The organism is Sphingobacterium sp. Lzh-3 (assembly GCF_046764375.1).
Lineage (GTDB): Bacteria > Bacteroidota > Bacteroidia > Sphingobacteriales > Sphingobacteriaceae > Sphingobacterium.
This window is the reverse complement of the sequence record NZ_CP177226.1, coordinates 5,233,038-5,252,428: the sequence shown is the minus strand read 5'-3', so window position 1 is coordinate 5,252,428 and position 19,391 is coordinate 5,233,038. Positions and strand designations below refer to the sequence as shown.

The 19,391-nt window shown below is 38.8% G+C and carries 17 protein-coding genes; 10 read left to right on the top strand and 7 right to left on the bottom strand.

The genetic code is table 11. The features are described from left to right. Positions 1-140 precede the first annotated feature (140 nt). From ACLCDV_RS22175 to ACLCDV_RS22155, 5 genes are all read left to right on the top strand, one after another. Positions 141-1,862, top strand: coding sequence for a tetratricopeptide repeat protein (locus ACLCDV_RS22175; RefSeq protein WP_317669575.1), 1,722 nt, complete (start codon positions 141-143; stop codon positions 1,860-1,862). Next, a complete protein-coding gene (locus ACLCDV_RS22170; RefSeq protein ID WP_317669576.1) occupies positions 1,852-2,655 on the top strand; it encodes a DUF4292 domain-containing protein in 804 nt (267 codons plus the stop codon). The genes ACLCDV_RS22175 and ACLCDV_RS22170 overlap by 11 nt, the downstream gene beginning before the upstream one ends. Before the next feature lie 108 nt (positions 2,656-2,763). After that, on the top strand, positions 2,764-4,077 hold the full coding sequence (locus ACLCDV_RS22165; protein WP_317669577.1) for a murein hydrolase activator EnvC family protein: 1,314 nt from the start codon (positions 2,764-2,766) through the stop codon (positions 4,075-4,077). 93 nt (positions 4,078-4,170) lie between these two features. Next, on the top strand, positions 4,171-4,368 hold the full coding sequence (gene tatA, locus ACLCDV_RS22160) for a twin-arginine translocase TatA/TatE family subunit (protein ID WP_317669578.1): 198 nt from the start codon (positions 4,171-4,173) through the stop codon (positions 4,366-4,368). A gap of 185 nt (positions 4,369-4,553) precedes the next feature. Then, entirely contained in the window at positions 4,554-6,020 is a 1,467-nt protein-coding gene (locus ACLCDV_RS22155; RefSeq protein ID WP_317669579.1) for a LysM peptidoglycan-binding domain-containing protein, read from the top strand. A gap of 9 nt (positions 6,021-6,029) precedes the next feature. Here ACLCDV_RS22155 and ACLCDV_RS22150 read toward each other — a convergent pair whose 3' ends face one another. Then, positions 6,030-6,542 (bottom strand): phosphoribosyltransferase family protein, encoded by a 513-nt coding sequence (locus tag ACLCDV_RS22150; RefSeq protein WP_070563077.1) that lies wholly within the window; start codon positions 6,540-6,542, stop codon positions 6,030-6,032. A 106-nt stretch (positions 6,543-6,648) separates the two neighbouring features. After that, positions 6,649-7,230, bottom strand: a complete 582-nt coding sequence (locus ACLCDV_RS22145; protein ID WP_317669580.1) for a C40 family peptidase — start codon at positions 7,228-7,230, stop codon at positions 6,649-6,651. Positions 7,231-7,765: 535 nt separating this feature from the next. On the opposite strand from ACLCDV_RS22145, the gene thrA reads away from it, so the two are divergent. The 5 genes from thrA to ACLCDV_RS22120 all read left to right on the top strand — a co-directional run bounded on the left by thrA (position 7,766) and on the right by ACLCDV_RS22120 (position 15,313). Next, entirely contained in the window at positions 7,766-10,213 is a 2,448-nt protein-coding gene (gene thrA, locus ACLCDV_RS22140) for a bifunctional aspartate kinase/homoserine dehydrogenase I (RefSeq protein WP_317669581.1), read from the top strand. 87 nt (positions 10,214-10,300) lie between these two features. Continuing rightward, a complete protein-coding gene (locus ACLCDV_RS22135; RefSeq protein WP_317669772.1) occupies positions 10,301-11,239 on the top strand; it encodes a homoserine kinase in 939 nt (312 codons plus the stop codon). Positions 11,240-11,393: 154 nt separating this feature from the next. Further along, on the top strand, positions 11,394-12,701 hold the full coding sequence (thrC, locus tag ACLCDV_RS22130) for a threonine synthase (RefSeq protein WP_317669582.1): 1,308 nt from the start codon (positions 11,394-11,396) through the stop codon (positions 12,699-12,701). 163 nt (positions 12,702-12,864) lie between these two features. Beyond that, positions 12,865-14,052 (top strand): class I SAM-dependent rRNA methyltransferase, encoded by a 1,188-nt coding sequence (locus tag ACLCDV_RS22125; protein ID WP_317669583.1) that lies wholly within the window; start codon positions 12,865-12,867, stop codon positions 14,050-14,052. A 64-nt stretch (positions 14,053-14,116) separates the two neighbouring features. Next, positions 14,117-15,313 (top strand): MFS transporter, encoded by a 1,197-nt coding sequence (locus tag ACLCDV_RS22120; protein ID WP_317669584.1) that lies wholly within the window; start codon positions 14,117-14,119, stop codon positions 15,311-15,313. A 68-nt stretch (positions 15,314-15,381) separates the two neighbouring features. On the opposite strand, the gene ACLCDV_RS22115 is transcribed toward ACLCDV_RS22120, so the two are convergent. From ACLCDV_RS22115 to ACLCDV_RS22095, 5 genes are all read right to left on the bottom strand, one after another. Then, a complete protein-coding gene (locus ACLCDV_RS22115; RefSeq protein ID WP_317669585.1) occupies positions 15,382-16,143 on the bottom strand; it encodes an SGNH/GDSL hydrolase family protein in 762 nt (253 codons plus the stop codon). 34 nt (positions 16,144-16,177) lie between these two features. Beyond that, on the bottom strand, positions 16,178-17,365 hold the full coding sequence (locus ACLCDV_RS22110) for an aspartate aminotransferase family protein (RefSeq protein ID WP_317669586.1): 1,188 nt from the start codon (positions 17,363-17,365) through the stop codon (positions 16,178-16,180). A gap of 61 nt (positions 17,366-17,426) precedes the next feature. Beyond that, a complete protein-coding gene (locus tag ACLCDV_RS22105) occupies positions 17,427-17,846 on the bottom strand; it encodes a hypothetical protein (RefSeq protein ID WP_317669587.1) in 420 nt (139 codons plus the stop codon). After that, positions 17,846-18,802: a hypothetical protein gene (locus ACLCDV_RS22100; protein ID WP_411972251.1), complete on the bottom strand. Its 957-nt coding sequence runs from the start codon at positions 18,800-18,802 to the stop codon at positions 17,846-17,848. Before ACLCDV_RS22100 ends, ACLCDV_RS22105 begins: the two co-directional genes overlap by 1 nt. A gap of 33 nt (positions 18,803-18,835) precedes the next feature. Then, positions 18,836-19,381, bottom strand: a complete 546-nt coding sequence (locus ACLCDV_RS22095) for an RNA polymerase sigma factor (protein WP_075994136.1) — start codon at positions 19,379-19,381, stop codon at positions 18,836-18,838. Between the last annotated feature and the right edge of the window lie 10 nt (positions 19,382-19,391).

Below are 19,391 nucleotides of genomic sequence, written 5' to 3'. Positions count from 1 at the left end.
TTTTGCTTATTTTACTGAAAACGAGCCGAATTTCAAATAAGCGCCACCGATCTCAATATTTTTACAACTTCCTCGAATGAATATTGTTACATTAGTTAGTATATTGCAGGAAGAATTTTTTAATTATTTAGCGGAAGTAGATGAGATTGAATTTTTTAAATAAACAATTTTTTTTAAGTTTTATTGGTGTATTCCTTTTGGCAGCGACTTCATTGCAGGCACAGTCGCCAGATAAGAAGATAAAACCGTATGATGCCCGATTTAAAAATGTGCAGGAAATATTGAAGCAAGGTAAAATCGGTCCGGGCATGGATTCTCTTGACGCAATCATCGCAGACTTTCCGCAAGCAGACGATATCTATTTTACAAAAGCAATACTTCTTGCACAGATGCGAAATCAGGAGGGAGCGATCCAAGCCATTAAAGAAGCGCTGGCGATTCAGTCTAAGCCTGAATATTTGAGCTTTGCAGTTGATGCATTTAAAAGTAAAAATGATGCTGACAGTGCATTAATCTACCTCGATAAGCTAATTGATCAGGATGATAACAATACGGCTTCACTAAAACGCGAACGCATTATGCTCCTGTTTAACGGCGGCTATAAAGATGTGGCTCTGGAGTATTTCTATAAAACCAAAGAAATTGCAGCGCCTTCCGATACATTGGACATGGTTGGTAGTGTATTATTAAATGATGCCGGTAATTATAAAGCTGTTATTGATCTATTGAAGCCCTGGGCAGACAAGGGGACCTCTTTGGCTCAGGTATATGGCCAATTGGCGCAGGCTTATAATCTTTCCAAAAATTCGAAACTTGCACTGGAATATATTAATAAAGGAATTCAGATCACAAAAGAAGATTTCCTTTATTTTGATTTAGCGGATCTCTATCGATTTGATAAAAAGCTTAAATTATCCTTTGATGCGCTCAAACAAGGATTTCAGTCTAAAAAGGTTGACTTTGCAGACAAAAATCGAATTATAATGACCTTATTGAGCCCGAAAGGACCATATACGCAAGAGCAACTTTTGGAACTGGCCAATATTCTAGTTGAAGTACATCCAAGGATTGCAGAAAGTCATATGGCGAAAGGGCAGGTGCTCTGGTTGAAGGATGATAAATCTGCGGCCCAAAGTTCCCTAGCAGTTGCCGTAAGTATGAATCCCTATCAAATCGATGCTTGGCGAATGTTGATGAGCCTGGATATGGATAAAGGCGAGTTTGATCAAGCGATCGCTCATGGCGGCGAAGCCTTACATTATGTATCCAATAATGCTACAATACTCTATTTTACGAGTATGGCCTATCTAATGAAAAAGGATATGGAAAATAGTCGGAAATTTATGGAAGCCGCACTTAATAATGCACAGGAGGAATCGCCTTTTCTACAAGCAAATATTTATGGCGGATTAGGAGATATTTATAATTCACTTAAGATGTATAAAGCCTCTGATGCGGCTTACATCGAAGCTATTCGATTGGATAGTACAAATGTGACGGCCATGAACAATTTAGCATACTATTTGTCGTTAAGAAAAGAACGACTTGAAGATGCAACAAAATATGCTGCAATGGCGACGAAATTGCAGCCCAATAATGGAACGTTTGAAGATACCTATGCTTGGGTGCTTTTTGCTGACGGAAAGTATGACGATGCGCTGGTGTGGATTCAAAAAGCATTGAAAAATACAAATCCACAAACATCGGTACTGTTGGAACATTATGGTGATATCCTGATTAAGTTAGGGAAAACTAACGATGCTATTAAACAGTGGAACCTGGCTTTAGAAAAGGGAGTGGACTCGGATGAAAATAAGCTGAAATTGAAAAAGAAGATTGAGACTAAAAGTTATGTGGAATAAAATCGTCTGTCTTGGCGCTGTGCTGTTGCTGCTTTCTTCTTGTAGTTCGAAGAAGAGGCTGCTAAAAGAAGCGGAGCTCAAAGCTCAAAATGAACTGACCATAAGTGATAACTCAAGGGAAGCAAAGAAAAACAGCTTACGTAATCTTTTTTTGACTAATTTGAATTATTCTACTTTTTCTGGAAAAGCGAAAATGCGTCTCGATCTTGGGAAGGACAATTATGACGTCACTTCCACTATTAGGATAGAGAAAGATAAGAGGATCTGGATTTCCATTTCTGCTACACTTGGTATAGAGGTTGCCCGGGTATTGATAACTCCAGACAGTGTACAAATCTTAAATAAATTTCAGAGCGAATATATGGTTAAGCCATTTGACTATCTATATCGTTTTGCCAGCCCGGATTTAACTTTTGGGAACCTACAAGATTTGTTGCTTGCAAATCTTTCGGTGAATCTATTGTCCGATATTGATCAGGTTAATTTTAAGCAGGATTCGATGTCTGTCCAGTTAGATGGCAAACTGAATGAACTAGATTTTTTATATAAATTAAATAATAACAATAGGCCTTATCAATTTAGATTAGCACAACTTGCAAAGAAACAGTTGTTGGAGGCGAATTACGGCGAATATGCCATGGCTTCCGGACAGGAATTTCCGATGCTTTTAAAAATGATTATTTCGGATGGTCGTCAAGAGATAAAAACAGAGATAAATTTTAACAAAGTGACTTTTAATGAACCGGTCGACATGCCGTTTTCAGTATCGTCACGTTATAAAGTAATCCGATGAGAAGCCTTCTATTTCCTTTAGATTTATTACTTTCGCAAATAGTTTGCTAAAGTAAGACGTAAATTGTTAGAGTAGAAAGATGGCAAACACAAAAAAATAGTACTGTAAATGAACTTTAAAAAGACGATACTTGGTATAGCTGCTTTCGTATTCATGATTGGAATTTCATCGGCACAGACTCGCGCTGAACTTGAAAAACAACGTGAGAAGCTCAATCGTGAAATTGCCGAATTACAAAATACGGTCAAAGAGATCGCAAAGGAAAAGTCACTGACACAACAACAAGTGACTGCATTAAGTAAGCAGATTAATTTGCGCGAACAGAAGATAAATACCATTACTTCTGAGGTAGCAGTAATCAATCAACATATCAATGCCAATACAGCTGCTGTAAATAAGTTGAAAGCGGAACTGGAGAAGATGAAGCGTGATTATGAGAAGATGGTGATGTTTGCGTTCAGAAACCGAAATGCCTATAATAAATTGATGTTTATTTTTGCATCTAAGGATTTCAATCAAGGATTTCGAAGAGTAAAGTACTTACAACAGTTCAATGATTCAAGAAAGTTGAAAGCTGCTGACATCGAAAACACAAAGAAACAGATAGAACAAAAAATCGCTCAATTGCAAGCCGATCGAAATAAACAGGTTGCTTTGATGAAAGAGCAAGAAAATGAGAAAAGAACGATATCGCAACAACGATCCGTTTATTCTGGACAATTAAGTGATTTGATTGTTACAGAGCGTGGTGTGAAGAAAGATATTACGCAAAAGCAAAAAGAGGAACGTCGTATTAATGCGGCCATTAAGGAGATCATTAGAAGAGAAATCGAAGCCGAACGCCGACGGGCTGAGGCGGCGCGTCGTGCAGCTGAAGCGGCAGCTGAGCGTAACCGCAAAGCGAATGAGTCTGCATCAACCACAAAAGGTAAGAACAATACAAGTTCGAAAGGCGGTAATACTGCTCGAAAATCAGATTCTGAAGTCTTACGTAGCACACCGGAAGCAGTTAAGCTTTCAAATGATTTTAGATCCAATCGCGGTAGTTTGCCTTGGCCTGTTTCTAATGCGAAGATCATGCAAGAGTTTGGTTCGGAAAGTGTCGGTAGAAATGTCAATTGGGATCACGAGACGGTCAAAATACAAACATCAAACGGTGCAGCAGTAAAAGCGGTATTTAATGGAGAAGTGTTGAGTATAGTTTCGATGATGGGGCAACGTATTGTTATGATTAAACATGGTGAGTACTTTACAGTGTATATGAATTTGGCTGGGGTAAGTGTTTCAAAAGGACAGAAAGTCAGCACTGGACAAACTATAGGAACTGCAGATGTAGATTCGGATACGGGAGTTCCGATGGTAGAGTTTTCTGTATTACAAGGAACAACACCATTGAATCCAATGTCCTGGTTGGCTAGATAAGAAATAATTACTATATTTAATAATTATCATTACATTTGTAAGGAAAGAGAAAAGTTTTAGTTTAAAAGAATTGAAAAACAAGAAATTATAGTTATGTCAACATCATTATTAATCATGGGAATCGGGGGGCAAGAGTTAATTGTCATTGTAGTAATATTGTTACTATTATTTGGTGGCAAGAAGATTCCTGAATTGATGCGCGGATTGGGTAAAGGAGTAAAGGAATTTAAAGAAGGCCAAAAAGACGAGTCTTCATCTGACAAAAAATCTGAAGTAGAAGATAACAAATAAGGGAGATTTTGATCCCATATAACATAGATACGATTTTGTGAGGAACAAAATCGTATTTTGTTTTATACTCGACCTACAGCTAAAATAGGGCGAAAACCATTTTTATACTAAAATCCATTTCTAAGCGTTTAGATTATTGTTGATTTTTCAGCAGATGAATCAAACTCGGATTTAACAGTAAATTTATGATCGGAAAACAGACGTTAATTTCAATACTAGGAGGGGTATGCTATGTACTACCACTCATGGCCCAAGAAAGCGCTGTAGAAGGCATGAAAGAAGCAGCCCATACCTTCTTTCAAAAAAGTATCGAAAAAGAAAAACAAGAAATTTACCAATACCTAGACAGTATAAAATCTTCCGGAAATAACGGGCAGCATGATGCTGAAATTACAGATGAAGATATACAGCTCGTGCGGAAACTGAAGGCAATAGAACGTGAGGTTCCGTTGGACTACTCGCCGCGAGTGAAAGATCTGATTGCTAAATACACGTCGGATAATTATAATCCCTATATGTGTAGGATGATGGGACTGGGACAATACTATTTCCCACTGTTTGATAAAATCATGGATGAAGTCGGAGTGCCGCGTGAACTCAAATATCTAAGTGTAGTCGAATCATCATTAAACCCACGCGATATCTCTAGTGCGGGTGCAACAGGCTTATGGCAATTGATGTATTATGAAGCCAAAACTTATCATCTTACCGTAGATAGTTATACCGACCAACGTATGGATCCGATTGCTTCAAGTTATGCGATCGCCAAAATCTTAAAGGAAGCTTACGATGAATATGGCGATTGGCTATTAGCGATAGCGTCCTATAATGGCGGTAAAGGGGCTGTTAGCCGTGCGATCCAACGTTCGGGAAAAGAGAATGCTACTTTTTGGGATATCGCACCATATCTAACGCAGCAGACCCAAAACTATATCCCTAAGTTCATCGCAATGACCTATGCGATGAAATATGCGGATGAAAATGATATCAGTGCTGCGGATACTGAACTTTCACTAAGAACTCAAGCATTAGATATCAATAAACGGATTTCACTGAACCAAATAGCGGATGCTTTACATGTCTCAAAAGAGACATTACGTGCATTGAATCCTAGTTTTAAAAGAAATGTATTAAATGGTACTGAAGAGTCTCCATTGCGGTTAGTGTTACCTGTCTTGGATAAAAAGATTGCCTCAGAAGAATTGTATGCAGCTCTCAACACGCCAATATCTTCTGCAACTCTTAGTCAAACGGAAAATTTGAGTGAGCCTCTACAAAATGGCAAATATAAAGTGAAAGTTGGTGAGACATTCGCTTCCATTGCTGACAAGTTTGAAGTAACAGTACAGGATATAAAATCGTGGAATAACCTGCGCGGAAATCAAATTGTCCCTGGACAAAACTTACTGATAAAAAAAGAGGATGATTTCGTTAACGCGAAATTAGCGCGTAACACAGAAAGGTCTTCAAAGAAGAGTCAACAGCGTGCCGCTAGTACTACACGTACAGCTTACTATGTCGTTAAGAAAGGCGATACCTTATCTGAGATCGCAGATAAAAATGGTACATCAGTCGGTCGACTTAAAAGTGAAAATGATTTAAACGGAAGCCGGATAAAACCGGGTATGAAATTGAAAGTCTCAAAGAAATAACAGCATGGTTTAAATTAACCATGCTGCATCTTCTTCTTTATCAAATTCTTCAAGAGTAACGGTAACATGTTCTCTTAATATCGTTGAGAGCTTCGTGCCGTAGTAGTCGCTAAATATGGGGAACTTATGATGACTCCTGTCAATTAATACAGCCGTTCTCATTTTCTTCAGTGGAACGTTCAAAAATACACCCAGTCCATAAGCTAAGGCTCTGCCGCTATTCAACACATCATCTACCAAGATGATGGTCTTATCTTTCGCAATATCAACAGGTATGTCTGTGCTTGCACTCAGCGATCGACTCGTTTTCTTCATAGTAACTTTAATTAGCAGGATTTCCTTCGTTGAAATCTCCTGTAAAATTGCTTGAAGGCGTTGCGCAAATACATAACCCCGGTCGGCAATTCCTACTAATACAAGTGTTTCATCTTCAAAATTGTCTTCCAAAATTTGATAGGCAATCCGAATAGATTTTTGTTTGATTTGTTCTTTATTTAAGATGAGCGTTTTCTTTGAAGACATAATAGTATTCCAATGATTATAGGGTAAAAATAGGATATTATATTGTATAAAAAAAGTCCAAAACGAGTTAAACGCTTTGGACTTTTCTAGATCGAATCAATCTTAATTAATTCAATTTATTATCTTTTTCCGCTTTTAATAATTCTGCTGTAAGCGACCTATTATCTTCCGGTAAACGACCGCCATTGTAATAATAACGTCTCCAGTACGGTTCATCTAAATTGCTGATCATAACTCCTTTACTTGATGAGGCATGTGCAAATTTATTGTCGCCAATATAAACACCGACATGGGTAATACTTTTACTTCTAATTTTGAAGAATACCAGGTCACCTGCTTTTAGCTCATTTTTTTCGACAGTTTTGACTTGAGAGTACTGGTTTCTGCTATTATACCCCAACGATGTGTTAAACACTTTGTCGTATAATTCATAAGAAAATTTAGAACAATCAATGCCTCTTTTTGAATCTCCTCCTAGACGGTATGGAGTACCCAACCACTCGTAAACAAATTGATAAAGTTTGGTATTTGTTGTTGCTGAGACTGCAACTCCCATTATTTGTGAAAAGTATTCTTTCGCTAGGTTATCAGGATCTGATTCTGGTTTGGAGTTTCTGTTGGTTTGTGCCTGCGACACTAGACATAAGCCGATAAATAGCATTGACGCTATAAATTTCTTTGTTTTCATTAAATCGCTTTTTTGTACAACATTTAACTTTTAAAAATTCAACACTGTCATCTATTTTGGACAGCACTGTTGCGAATATAATACAATATCAGTTTAAGGTCAAATTTATTTCAGAGTATTTAACGAAATTTTAACAATTTTAACATCTTTCCAAGAGACTCTTGGGTGTATTGAGAATTAATGCGTCTGTAGAGCATTGACTACACAAAGTAAATCGTCTACTACATGTGAAAATATCCCTATGATGATAGAATGCCACTCTATTTGGATTCTCATTGTAAATCTTAAAAAAAATATTAATTTTCTTTGGTAAAGTGATAATATTTGTTCTATATTTACAAAACATAAGCAAAAACAATGAACACAAATACAATTATTACGTCGATTATTATTACCACCGGGATAAAACTTAGGAGGAAGTAGTTTCGTTGTATATAATAGTAGACACAATATTTAGAAGCGCTTTCCTCCAAAAAGGAAAGCGCTTCTTTTTTAGCACAAAAATCATCAATCTAAACAAACAGTATAAAACAGTATGAAAGTTCTAAAATTTGGAGGCACATCGGTCGGCACGGTAGAAAGTTTAAAGGCGGTCCTGAGCATTGTGAAAAAATCTTATGATGCAAAGGAAAAACCATTGGTTGTGTTATCAGCTATGTCAGGGGTAACAAACTTGCTTACTCAATTGGCTGAGGATGCTGCGGAAGGCAAGTCCTTTTCGGATGGTCTAAAATCCTTGGAGGATAAGCATTTTACGGTTGTTAAAGAGCTTCTGGCTGTGAAATATCAAAATCCTGTATTTACAAAGCTAAAGTTGTTTTTTAACGAAATAGAAGACCTGCTCCAAGGCATTTTTGCACTAAAGGAGCTGAGCAACCAGAGCAAAGATTTGATCCTAAGTTACGGCGAGCGCTGTTCGAATTATATGGTATCTAAGGTGATGGAACAATATATTCCTGAATCGCTATTTGTTGATGCATCTCATTACGTGAAGACTGATTCAAATTTTGGGAATGCTCATTTAAATGAACCACTGACTGAGCAATTGGTAAAATCACTGTACATAACACATAGTGATAAGCTTCTGTTTGTCACAGGTTTTATCGGGAGTAATGAAAATGGACGTATAACCACTTTGGGAAGAGGTGGGTCAGATTATACTGCCGCAATTTTCGGAGCCATATTGGATGCAACAGCCATTGAAATTTGGACAGATGTGAATGGTATGTTAACAGCTGATCCACGTATTGTAAAGAAAGCTTTTTCCCTACCTGTATTATCGTATACAGAGGCAATGGAACTCTCTTATTTTGGGGCTAAGGTGATTTATCCGCCGACAATGATTCCAGCCTTCCTAAAGAAAATACCGATTGTGATTCGAAATACCTTTGAACCTGATTTTTCCGGTACAGTGATTCAGTTTGATAGCGGAAAAACTGCGCTGCCAATAAAAGGAATTTCTTCTATATCAGATATTTCTGTCATCAATCTTAGCGGATCGGGTATGATTGGTAAGTCTGGTTTTAGCGGAAGGCTTTTTACGCTTTTGGCTAGAGAGCAAATCAATGTTGTGCTAATCACCCAGTCTTCTTCCGAACATAGTATCACATTTGCAGTAAACCCATCGGATGCAAAACGCGCTATACAGTTGATCGAAGTGGAGTTTGAGCTTGAAATCCAGGCTAACAAATTGGTCGTTCCTGCGATTGAAGAAAATCTGTCGGTCCTAGCCATCGTGGGTGAAAATATGAAAAAGACACCCGGTATGTCTGGACGATTATTTGCAGCTCTAGGAAGGAACGGTATTAATGTTCGCGCCATTGCACAAGGCTCATCTGAATACAATATTTCCGTTATTATAGGTAAAGAAGATTTAGCAAAGGCGCTCAATGCTGTACATGACGCGTTTTTCGCAGAGCTGAAGAAAACTTTGCATGTATTTAATATCGGTACCGGCAACATTGGTGCAACGTTATTTAAACAACTGGAAAGTCAGCATGATTTTCTACTGGATAAAAATGATATTGAAATTAAAGTTGTTGGCATTTCAAATAGCCGTAAGATGCTTTTTAATACTGAAGGTGTTGATTTAAATAATTGGTCTGATGAACTTGCTAAAAATGGAACCGAGTCAGACCTAGCATTGTTTATCGAACGAATGAAGGCGCTGAATCTGCCAAACTGCGTATTTATCGATAATACTGCAAGCAAATTACCGGCGACCTACTATGAGGATATTTTTAAGTCCAATATTTCAATTGTTACTTGCAATAAGATTGCGAATTCAGGCAAGTATGAGCAATATAGGACACTCCGTGATACTGCCCATCGCCATGGTGTCGATTTCTTCTATGAAACAAATGTAGGCGCAGGATTACCTATCGTTAGAGTACTTAGAGACTTGATGTTGAGTGGTGACCGTATCGTGAAGATAGAGGCTATTCTATCTGGAACAATCTCATATATCTTTAATAATTTTAAAGCAGATGCTTCTTTTTATGATGTCGTCAAACAGGCGCAGGAACTCGGATACACCGAACCAGACCCTCGGGATGACTTAGGCGGAATAGATTTTATGCGTAAAATGCTCATTTTAGCCAGGGACGCAGGATATGCTGTGGAAGCCGATGATGTTGACCTCGGTGCGATACTGCCGCCAGCATGCTTGAAAGCAGATACTGTAGAATCTTTTTACACAGAATTGCAACGGGAAAACCAATATTTTGAAGCAATGAAAAAGAAAGCAGCTGATGAAAATAAAGTGATCCGCTACATTGGGAAATTGGAAAATGGGAAGGTATCCATTGCAATTCAGTTCGTTGATGAAAACCATCCTTTTTATGCTTTATCAGGCAGCGATAACATTATATCGTTTACAACAGAGCGGTACAAAGAACGTCCCCTTGTCGTAAAAGGTCCTGGTGCGGGGGCTGAGGTGACAGCTGCAGGTGTATTTGCAGATTTGGTCAATGTTGGAGCATAAAAACTATTCAAGGAAAATAAAAATTACGTGATGGCCAATAATTTAAATGTGGAGTATCTCAAGGATAAGGTGATAAATTTAGACGGCATGCTGTCGGAAGTTCGTGTTTTTGCGCCTGCAACTGTCGCAAATATGATCTGTGGTTTTGATATATTGGGTTTTGCTGTCGAGGAACCCGGTGATGAGGTGGTTATGCGGCGCACGCAACAACCTGGAGTAACGATTCGGGAAATAACTGGCGACGATGGAAGACTACCACTCGATCCTGATAAGAATACCGTATCTGCCTGTGTTCAATATCTATTACAGGCCTTGAATATCTCTTCAAAGGTAGGTGTCGAAATTGAATTGCATAAACATATGCCAATTGGATCGGGACTAGGCTCCAGTGCAGCAAGTACCGTGGCTGGGCTTTTTGCCATCAATACCATGCTTGGAAACCCTTTGACAAAAGAGGAATTACTGCCGTTTTGTGTTGAAGGTGAGCGTTTGGCCTGCGGTACAGGCCATGCTGATAATGTTGCCCCGGCGCTTTATGGCGGCATAACATTAATTCGGGGAAATGAACCTTTGGATGTTATTTCCATCCCTTCACCAAAAGAACTCGTAGCAGCGGTCGTTTTTCCACAGGTCGATGTTCCCACACGTGACGCAAGACAACTTATAAAAGATAAAGTGTTGTTAAAAGACGCCGTGACACAATGGGGAAATATCGCGGGATTGGTTGCCGCGTTGTTCAAGGAAGATTATGATCTCATTGCGCGAAGCATGAAAGATATTCTTATTGAGCCAACTCGTGCAATTTTAATTCCCCAGTTTTATGAAATGAAAGAGATTGCCTTGAAAAATGGCGCCTTGAGTTTTGGTATTTCTGGCTCAGGACCTTCCGTCGTTGCAATAACACGGGATGAAAAAATAGCAAAGGATATTGCCGACAAAATACAAACTCATCTCAAAGAAAATGAAATTGATAGTTTTGGCTATGTTTCCCGTGTCAATGTGGAAGGACCCAGAATATTAGATTAAAAATTATTTAAGGACAGAAACGAGGTTTATAAAATCTTAGGTTAATTGATTATTGCCTCAGAAAAGATAATAAAATGAAATATCCACATTCTAAAGTCAACACGAATGAAAATAACAGGATGTTTTATTGGCCTTTACAAAAGATTATTTACATATGAAATTTTATAGTACAAATAATAAAACATTAGAAGTCTCCTTCAAAGATGCGGTCTTCAATTCTCTCCCTGCAGACAAAGGGTTATATATGCCTGAACAGATACCACAATTGGATCCGCTGTTCATTAAGAATATTCAACAGTATTCCTTGCAGGAGATTGCTTTTGAAGTAGCTTCTACACTATTGGGAAATGATATTCCCAAAGACGATTTAAAACAGATTGTGAACGATGCCATCAATTTTGATGCTCCTGTAAAATTCTTGACCGAGAGCACCGCTGTGCTCGAACTATTTCATGGGCCATCTTATGCCTTTAAGGATTTTGGAGCTCGCTTTATGAGTAGGGTCATGGGGTATTTTTCAAAGACTGACGATAAATTACTGGACGTACTTGTCGCGACATCAGGGGATACCGGTGGAGCTGTTGCCTTGGGCTTTTTGGGGGTAGAAGGAACACGTGTGACGATCCTATATCCTAAAGGTAAAGTCTCGGAGGTTCAGGAATTACAACTGACCACTAATGGACAAAATATTCGCGCTATTGAGGTAGAAGGAACTTTTGACGACTGTCAATCATTGGTAAAACAAGCTTTTAGTGATGCCGAACTCAATGCTATATTGCGTTTGACCTCAGCTAATTCAATCAATATAGCACGGCTGATCCCACAGACATTTTATTATTTTTATGCGTATGCACAATTGAAGTCACAAGGAGTCAATGAGGTCGTATTTACAGTGCCGAGTGGTAATTTTGGTAATATAGGGGCTGGTTTATTGGCCTATAAAATGGGACTTCCAGTAAAGCATTTTGTAGCAGCAACAAACGTCAATGATACCGTTCCCAGATTCCTTTCTTCAGGTAAATATGAACCACTGCCTTCTGTTCAAACCTTAAGCAATGCCATGGATGTTGGGAATCCAAGCAACTGGGTACGTATACAGGATCTCTTTGGCGGAAATGTGGCTGAATTAAAAAATATGCTTTCTTCTTATACTTTTACAGATGAAGAAACAAAAGAAGGAATGCAGAAATTACTTGAAGAATCGAATTATATCGCCTGTCCGCATACAGCAATCGCCTGGCTTGGCGCTCGTGCTTATGCAAATGAGCATCCCGGTCCGTATGCTTCAGTTTTCTTATCAACAGCACATCCCTGCAAATTCCCTGATGCAATAGCAGCAGATGTATTCGAAAAAATAGTTTTGCCTGTCGGCGCAGAAACATTGCAAGGAAAAGAGAAATTAGCAGAATCTTTGAAAGTTGATTTTGAAGCCTTCAAAAAATATTTAATCAACCATAACTAAACGTTGAGGGCTCCTTTAGGAGCCCTTTTATTTTTATTCAGAAATAGTTGAGTTTTTTGGATTAAAAGAATTTTTGGGAAATATATAATGTATTGAGGATGTTAGATTGTTTTATCAGGAAAGTTTCATCAGGATGTCGAATTAATAAGTTAATTTTGCAACAATGAAATCAGTTTATTTGAATAAGGGTAAGGATAAAGCTGCCTGGCAATTGCATCCTTGGGTATTTTCCGGAGCAATTAAATCATTGTCCGATAAAATTGAAGATGGCGAAGTTGTTGGCGTTTACAATGCTGAACGTGAATTTATTGCCTATGGTCTATTTCACAATAGCTCGCGTGTAGCCATTCGTTTATTGGAATGGAATCCTCAAGTACAGATTGATGCAGATTGGTGGCGTGCCCGTGTTCAGAAGGCTGTAGCTGCAAGGCAGCATCTGTTGCAACATGGTGTTACCAATACGGTTCGTTTAATCTTTGCTGAAGCAGATTTTCTTCCTGGACTTATTGCAGATAAATACGCAGATTTTATATCGATTCAGGTTCACTCAGTTGGGGTTGAAAAAGTCAAATCAGTTATCATCGAAGAATTGAATGCTTTACTGCAACCCACAGGAATTTATGAGCGTAGTGATCTGAAATCCCGCGAACATGAAGGTTTACCCAATACCAATGGGCTTTTGTTTGGAGAACTTCCATCTGAATTTGTCGACGTTATCGAAAATGGCATTCATTATAAGGTTAACATTATTGATGGGCAAAAATCGGGATTTTATTGCGACCAACGTGAAAATCGCCAGCTAACGGCCAACTACGTTTTGAATAAACGAGTCCTAGATTGTTTTTGCTATTCCGGTGGTTTTACGTTAAATAGTTTGAAAAGTGGCGCTGCAGAAGTCATATCTGTAGATAGTTCTGCACTGGCTATTGAAACCCTGGAAAAGAATATTGTTGAAAATGGTTTTGAACCTAGTCGACATAAAGCAATATTGTCTGATGTAAACAAGCAATTGCGTAAATTCATTGATGAAGGAGAAAAATTTGATCTGATTGTCCTAGATCCACCGAAATATGCACCCTCTCGATCTGCATTGGAAAGAGCATCAAGGGCGTATAAAGACCTGAATCGCCGCGGATTGATGTTGTTAAAAAGTGGTGGTTTATTAGCGACATTTTCTTGCTCAGGTGCGATGGATATGGATACGTTCAAACAGGTACTTGCTTGGGCAGCACTGGATGCTGGAAAGGAAATTCAGTTTATCCGACAATTTCATCAACCTGAAGATCATCCTGTACGGGCTTCGTTCCCAGAAGGGGAGTATCTGAAAGGATTGTTGGTCCGCGTATTATAATTATTATATGAAGATAGTCTGGGTTGGTTTGTGAAAATCAACCTTTTTAATTTTTAACGACGTCATGATACAAGAGAAAGCGAGTAGACCTATTTTTTCTATTTTGTTTGCTGTGAGCATGGTGCATCTTTTGAATGATATGATTCAAGGAGTGATACCAGCAACCTATCCCCTGCTCAAAGAAGAGCATCATCTAAGCTTTTCGCAGGTTGGGATGATTACAATGGTTTATCAGATAGCAGCTTCAATATTTCAACCTGTTGTTGGCTCATTTACGGATAAACATCCTGTACCATACTCCCAGATTATAGGGATGTCTTTTTCACTTCTCGGTATGCTTTTGTTTTCGAAAGCACACAGTTATGAATGGATCTTATTTTCTGTTTTTCTCGTTGGGATTGGTTCTTCAATCTTTCATCCTGAATCTTCACGTGTAGCTTATATGGCGTCAGGAGGAAGAAGAAGTATGGCACAATCTATTTTTCAGATCGGAGGCAATGCAGGGACCGCAATGGCTCCAATCATTGTCGCTTTTTTGGTTTTACCGAGAGGGCAACAGGCGATCGCCTGGATGTGCTTATTTACCATTCTCGGCCAATTTATATCTTATTATATCGGTAGTTGGTATAAAAAGAAACTTCAAAACTCTGCTAGATCAACGAAGAGAACAATCCGCGTACCTGATCTCACCAATAGCCGAATTGTCGTCACCGTTATTATACTCCTATTATTGATTGTTTCAAAATACTTCTATATAGCAAGTATTACAAATTACTTCCAGTTTTATACAATCAAGAAATTCGGGATCAATGAAGTGGAAGCGCAAGTCTATCTATTTTATTTTCTGATAGCTGTTGCGGTGGGAACGCTATTGGGCGGCGCATTCGGCGATCGATTTGGACGCAAATATGTCATCTGGTTCTCCGTCTTGGGCGTTGCGCCATTTGCATTGGCATTACCCTATGTCGGGCTTACAATGACGGGGATATTAATCGTGATTATTGGGTTGATCTTATCATCAGCTTTTCCAGCAATTATTGTTTATGCGCAAGAACTATTGCCTAAAAAATTGGGTATGGTCTCAGGCTTATTTTACGGTTTTGCATTTGGAATGGGGGGGATTGGATCCGCTGTACTTGGCTGGCAGGCCGATCATACTTCCATCGAGTTTATTTATCACTTATGTTCCTATCTGCCATTGATCGGTATTGTGGCTTATTTTCTTCCCAATCTACAAAAAACACCTTACAAAGAAATTTAGGTTTAACATATAGCACATGTTAAAAAAGAAAGAGCGGATTTCAATAAAGTATCCGCTCTTATCTTTTATTACTTGATGCAGTCCATCCAGGCTGAGGCCATCATTTGTGCCCCAGCAAGCGTGGGATGTACGCCGTCCGCTGCCCAATAGGCGCCAGGGGCGTTCTTTTGAGCATTGTCGAATACCTTTTGATAAGGAATTAAAATTGCACCAAATTCTTTGGCGATTTCACGGGCAGATTCTTGATAAGCCAAAAATTTTGGATACCATGCGTCTGTGATGTGACCAACTCCCTTTACTGCAAAGGGCTCGCCAATAATCAATTTGACATTTGGCAGCTTTTGTAGTGTCTCGTGTAATAACTCTTGGTATTGCGATTTATACTCTTCAACCGTAGTCTGTGCTCCGCGATCGATCGTGCGCCAGAAGTCGTTTACACCAATCAGAATACTCAATACGGTTGGTTTAATCGCTAATGTATCTTCTGTCCAGCGCTTTTGAAGATCGGGTACACGGTTTCCACTGATACCTGTATTATACACCTTTAGTTTCTTTGCTGGATATTTATTTAAGAGCTGGCTGGCAGCCAATAAAGCATAACCATGACCCAGCGCACCAGTGTCATTGGCATTTCTGTTATTTCTATCCCGGCCCACATCTGTAATGGAGTCGCCCTGAAATAAAATGATGTCATCATTATTTAAACTGATTTTTGAGGGACTGGATTTTGAATCGTGCGCGAAGACATCGTTTCCCAGTAAATTGGCGCCAGTCAATAGACCGGTGCCAATAATGCTTTTTTTGATAAATGATCTGCGGTTTGTGTTCATTATTAGGTTTTTGTTCTGATTAAAGTTACATACTTTAAGCATACTTTTCCAAACCTTTTATAATGATGTTACACGCTTTTTCGATTTCAAAGTCTGTAATTGTCAATGGCGGGGCGACACGCAATGCTGTTTCACAATGCAGATACCAATCGATCATTATCCCGTTTTCAGCACAGTATTTACTCACATTATAGACTTGATCAAAAGAATTTAGTTGCAGACACATCATAAGACCCAATCCACGAATTTCTTTGATGGAAGGGTGTTTGAGTTTTTCTTTAAATAAAAGCGATTTTCTTTCAACCTGTTCGACTAATTTTTCTTCTTTGATAACGCTTAGTGAAGCACGTGCTGCGGCACAGCTTACAGGATGTCCCCCAAAAGTGGTGATATGTCCAAGCATGGGATTGTCCTTAATAACGTCCATCACTTCTTTGGCTGCAACAAATGCACCTAAAGGCATGCCACCACCGATACCTTTGGCGAGCAACAGGATATCTGGGACAATTGCAAAATGTTCAAAAGCGAAAAGACGGCCAGTACGACCAAAACCAGTTTGAATCTCGTCAAAAATGAGTAATGTACCTGTTTCATCGCAGCGTTTTCTGATAGCTTGCATGTAAGCGATATCTGGGACGCGAACACCAGCTTCTCCCTGAATCGCTTCGAGGATGACAGCTGCAGTTTGTTCCGTAATCCTTGTTAGATCTTCCATATCATTGAACCCGATAAAATCTATCTCGGGAAGGAGGGGGGCATAGGCTTTGCGATACTCATCGTTTCCGATCAGACTGAGTGCACCTTGCGTGCTGCCGTGGTACGCTTTTTTTGCCGCGATAATCTGCCTGCGACCAGTATATTTCTTTGCTATTTTCATAGCGCCCTCTACCGCTTCCGTTCCACTGTTGGTGAGGTAGACTGATTGAAAATTAGCGGGAAGTTCTGCTAGTAATTCTGTAGCAAATTGCACCTGTGGCGCCTGCACAAATTCACCATAAACGGTGACGTGTAAGTACTGCTCCAATTGTGATTTTATAGCCTCTAAAACCTTCGGATGCCGATGGCCTATATTGCTGACATTGAAGCCGGAGACCAAATCCATGTATTCTTCCCCATTGGGGCCATAAAGGTAGACACCTTCAGCCTTAACTACTTCAACCAATCTAGGTGAGCTAGATGTTTGAGCAGTATTCATTAAAAATAATTCTCTGTTGCTTAACATGATTTTACAAATGTCCGAAAATAAAAAAGAAGTCTTTAAGACTTCTTTTTTATTTTCAAGATTATTTTCTTCTATTCTGTAGGGATTTGTATAGATGCTCCCTGAATTCCTGTTCCACTTCAAAAAATTGCGATGCCCGCGCATTGCCAATAACTTTGGCAAATTTGGCCCGGTATTCTTTTTTGATCTCCACTTCTTTAGCATCATACTGTAAGATATCTCTGGAACCACCTCTAAAACTATTTTTGGGAGCACCATTCAATTTTTCTTTCCTGATATCCCAAAGTGTTTGGCTATACTCGTTATAGAGCGGAAAGAATTGCTGAGCCTCTCTTGGCGTTAAATCTAGTTCTTTAGTAATGTAAGCTATTTTTTCATTTTCTATAGCTTGAAATCGATTTTTGTCTTGTGCAAAGCCCAAGGCAATAGAAAATATACTAAAGAACAATGTTATCCATATGTATTTTTTATTGAACATCATTATAAGGTATAATTTAGATAATCTTCTATTTCTTGTTTAGATACATTACTCCCAAATCCCTTGGTAGGGAGATTCGCTTCATCGGTATACTGGGACATATAAATCATATCATCACCAGAAGCTGAAGCCGCAAGGTAATTAATAATTTCCTGCTTAGGAATTTCTGACAAATGTTGGCTCAACTGTTCTTCTGCAACTGTTTCTACGGGAGCTGCGTTTTGTTGTTGATACTGATACCCCCAATATCCTCCTATGCTCAACATGGCAGCAAAAGATGCTGCAACAGCATAACGTGCATACCATTTTTTCGGTCTTCCTATTTGATGGATAGGTGTATGATCTTTTTCAGGTTCCTGCACAGCATTAATAATACTGTTGGAAAGAGTTTCAAAATAATGTGGTGGTACAACAAAGCCCTCAGTCACAACAGTTTCTTTGAGTTTCTCTTCAGCAATACGAGCAAAAATAGTCGTTTCAATTGTTTCTTCGTAACCAACAGGAACAGAGAAACCATCTGTAGGAACTGTTTTCTTCAATTCCTGCTCAGCTAAACGGGCGAAGATGGAATCTTCAAGAGTTTGATTATAAGCAGAAGGCATTGTAAAGCCATCAGATGCAATCGTTTCTTTTAATTTGTCTTCTAAAATTCGGTTGAGGATAGTTGAAGATAGTTCGGAAGCATAATTTTCAGGAATTTTAAAGCCGTCAGTAGCAATTTGATTTTTTAAATTATCTTCTGCTACTTTACACATAATGGCCTCAGATAGGCTATCAAAATATCCTTCTGGAACCTCAAAGATGGATTCTTCCTTGCATTCAATCAATTTGACTTGCGTAATTATTTTTGATTCTAAATCACTGAAATAATTTTCAGGTAAGCCAAATGGATTTTCACGCAACGATGCTGGAAGATTTGTAGGCTCCAGCCCATCATGATATGTGCCATTTTCCTTCATAGTATCTGTTAGAACCTAATTTCGCTAAAAGGTTTAATCGTTGTTGTTAAAAAATGCCTCTATTTTTTTGACGGCCAAATGATAGGAGGCTTTAAGCGCTCCAACACTTGTTCCGAGGACTTCTGAAATCTCTTCATATTTCATGTCTTCAAAATATTTCATATTGAAGACCAATTTTTGCTTCTCTGGCAAGGTCAACAAAGCCTGTTGTAATTTCATTTGAGCTCTATCACCATTGAAATAATTGCCATCAGCAAGCGTTTCTGCCAGATAAGCAGTCGTGTCGTCATCCAACGACACGTTCTGCTTTTGCTTTTTCTTATTTAAGAAGGTAATACATTCATTTGTTGCAATACGATAAAGCCACGTATATAACTGTGAGTCTTCGCGGAAGTTCCCAAGGTTCTTCCATACTTTCACAAAGATATCTTGTACAACATCGTCCGCATCGTCATGATCGATGACCATTCTTCGCACATGCCAATAAATCTTCTGTTGATATTTCTTCAACAATAAACGGAAAGCTTCTTCTCGCGTACTCTCTTCGGCGAATTTTGCTATAATTAAAGCGTCATCCATATATTGACTT

Coding starts and splice junctions, on each gene's coding strand:
- ACLCDV_RS22175 (WP_317669575.1), top strand. CDS start 141: ATGAGATTGAATTTTTTAAATAAACAATTTTTTTTAAGTTTTATTGGT.
- ACLCDV_RS22170 (WP_317669576.1), top strand. CDS start 1,852: ATGTGGAATAAAATCGTCTGTCTTGGCGCTGTGCTGTTGCTGCTTTCT.
- ACLCDV_RS22165 (WP_317669577.1), top strand. CDS start 2,764: ATGAACTTTAAAAAGACGATACTTGGTATAGCTGCTTTCGTATTCATG.
- tatA (WP_317669578.1), top strand. CDS start 4,171: ATGTCAACATCATTATTAATCATGGGAATCGGGGGGCAAGAGTTAATT.
- ACLCDV_RS22155 (WP_317669579.1), top strand. CDS start 4,554: ATGATCGGAAAACAGACGTTAATTTCAATACTAGGAGGGGTATGCTAT.
- ACLCDV_RS22150 (WP_070563077.1), bottom strand. CDS start 6,542: ATGTCTTCAAAGAAAACGCTCATCTTAAATAAAGAACAAATCAAACAA.
- ACLCDV_RS22145 (WP_317669580.1), bottom strand. CDS start 7,230: ATGAAAACAAAGAAATTTATAGCGTCAATGCTATTTATCGGCTTATGT.
- thrA (WP_317669581.1), top strand. CDS start 7,766: ATGAAAGTTCTAAAATTTGGAGGCACATCGGTCGGCACGGTAGAAAGT.
- ACLCDV_RS22135 (WP_317669772.1), top strand. CDS start 10,301: ATGCTGTCGGAAGTTCGTGTTTTTGCGCCTGCAACTGTCGCAAATATG.
- thrC (WP_317669582.1), top strand. CDS start 11,394: ATGAAATTTTATAGTACAAATAATAAAACATTAGAAGTCTCCTTCAAA.
- ACLCDV_RS22125 (WP_317669583.1), top strand. CDS start 12,865: ATGAAATCAGTTTATTTGAATAAGGGTAAGGATAAAGCTGCCTGGCAA.
- ACLCDV_RS22120 (WP_317669584.1), top strand. CDS start 14,117: ATGATACAAGAGAAAGCGAGTAGACCTATTTTTTCTATTTTGTTTGCT.
- ACLCDV_RS22115 (WP_317669585.1), bottom strand. CDS start 16,143: ATGAACACAAACCGCAGATCATTTATCAAAAAAAGCATTATTGGCACC.
- ACLCDV_RS22110 (WP_317669586.1), bottom strand. CDS start 17,365: ATGTTAAGCAACAGAGAATTATTTTTAATGAATACTGCTCAAACATCT.
- ACLCDV_RS22105 (WP_317669587.1), bottom strand. CDS start 17,846: ATGATGTTCAATAAAAAATACATATGGATAACATTGTTCTTTAGTATA.
- ACLCDV_RS22100 (WP_411972251.1), bottom strand. CDS start 18,802: ATGAAGGAAAATGGCACATATCATGATGGGCTGGAGCCTACAAATCTT.
- ACLCDV_RS22095 (WP_075994136.1), bottom strand. CDS start 19,381: ATGGATGACGCTTTAATTATAGCAAAATTCGCCGAAGAGAGTACGCGA.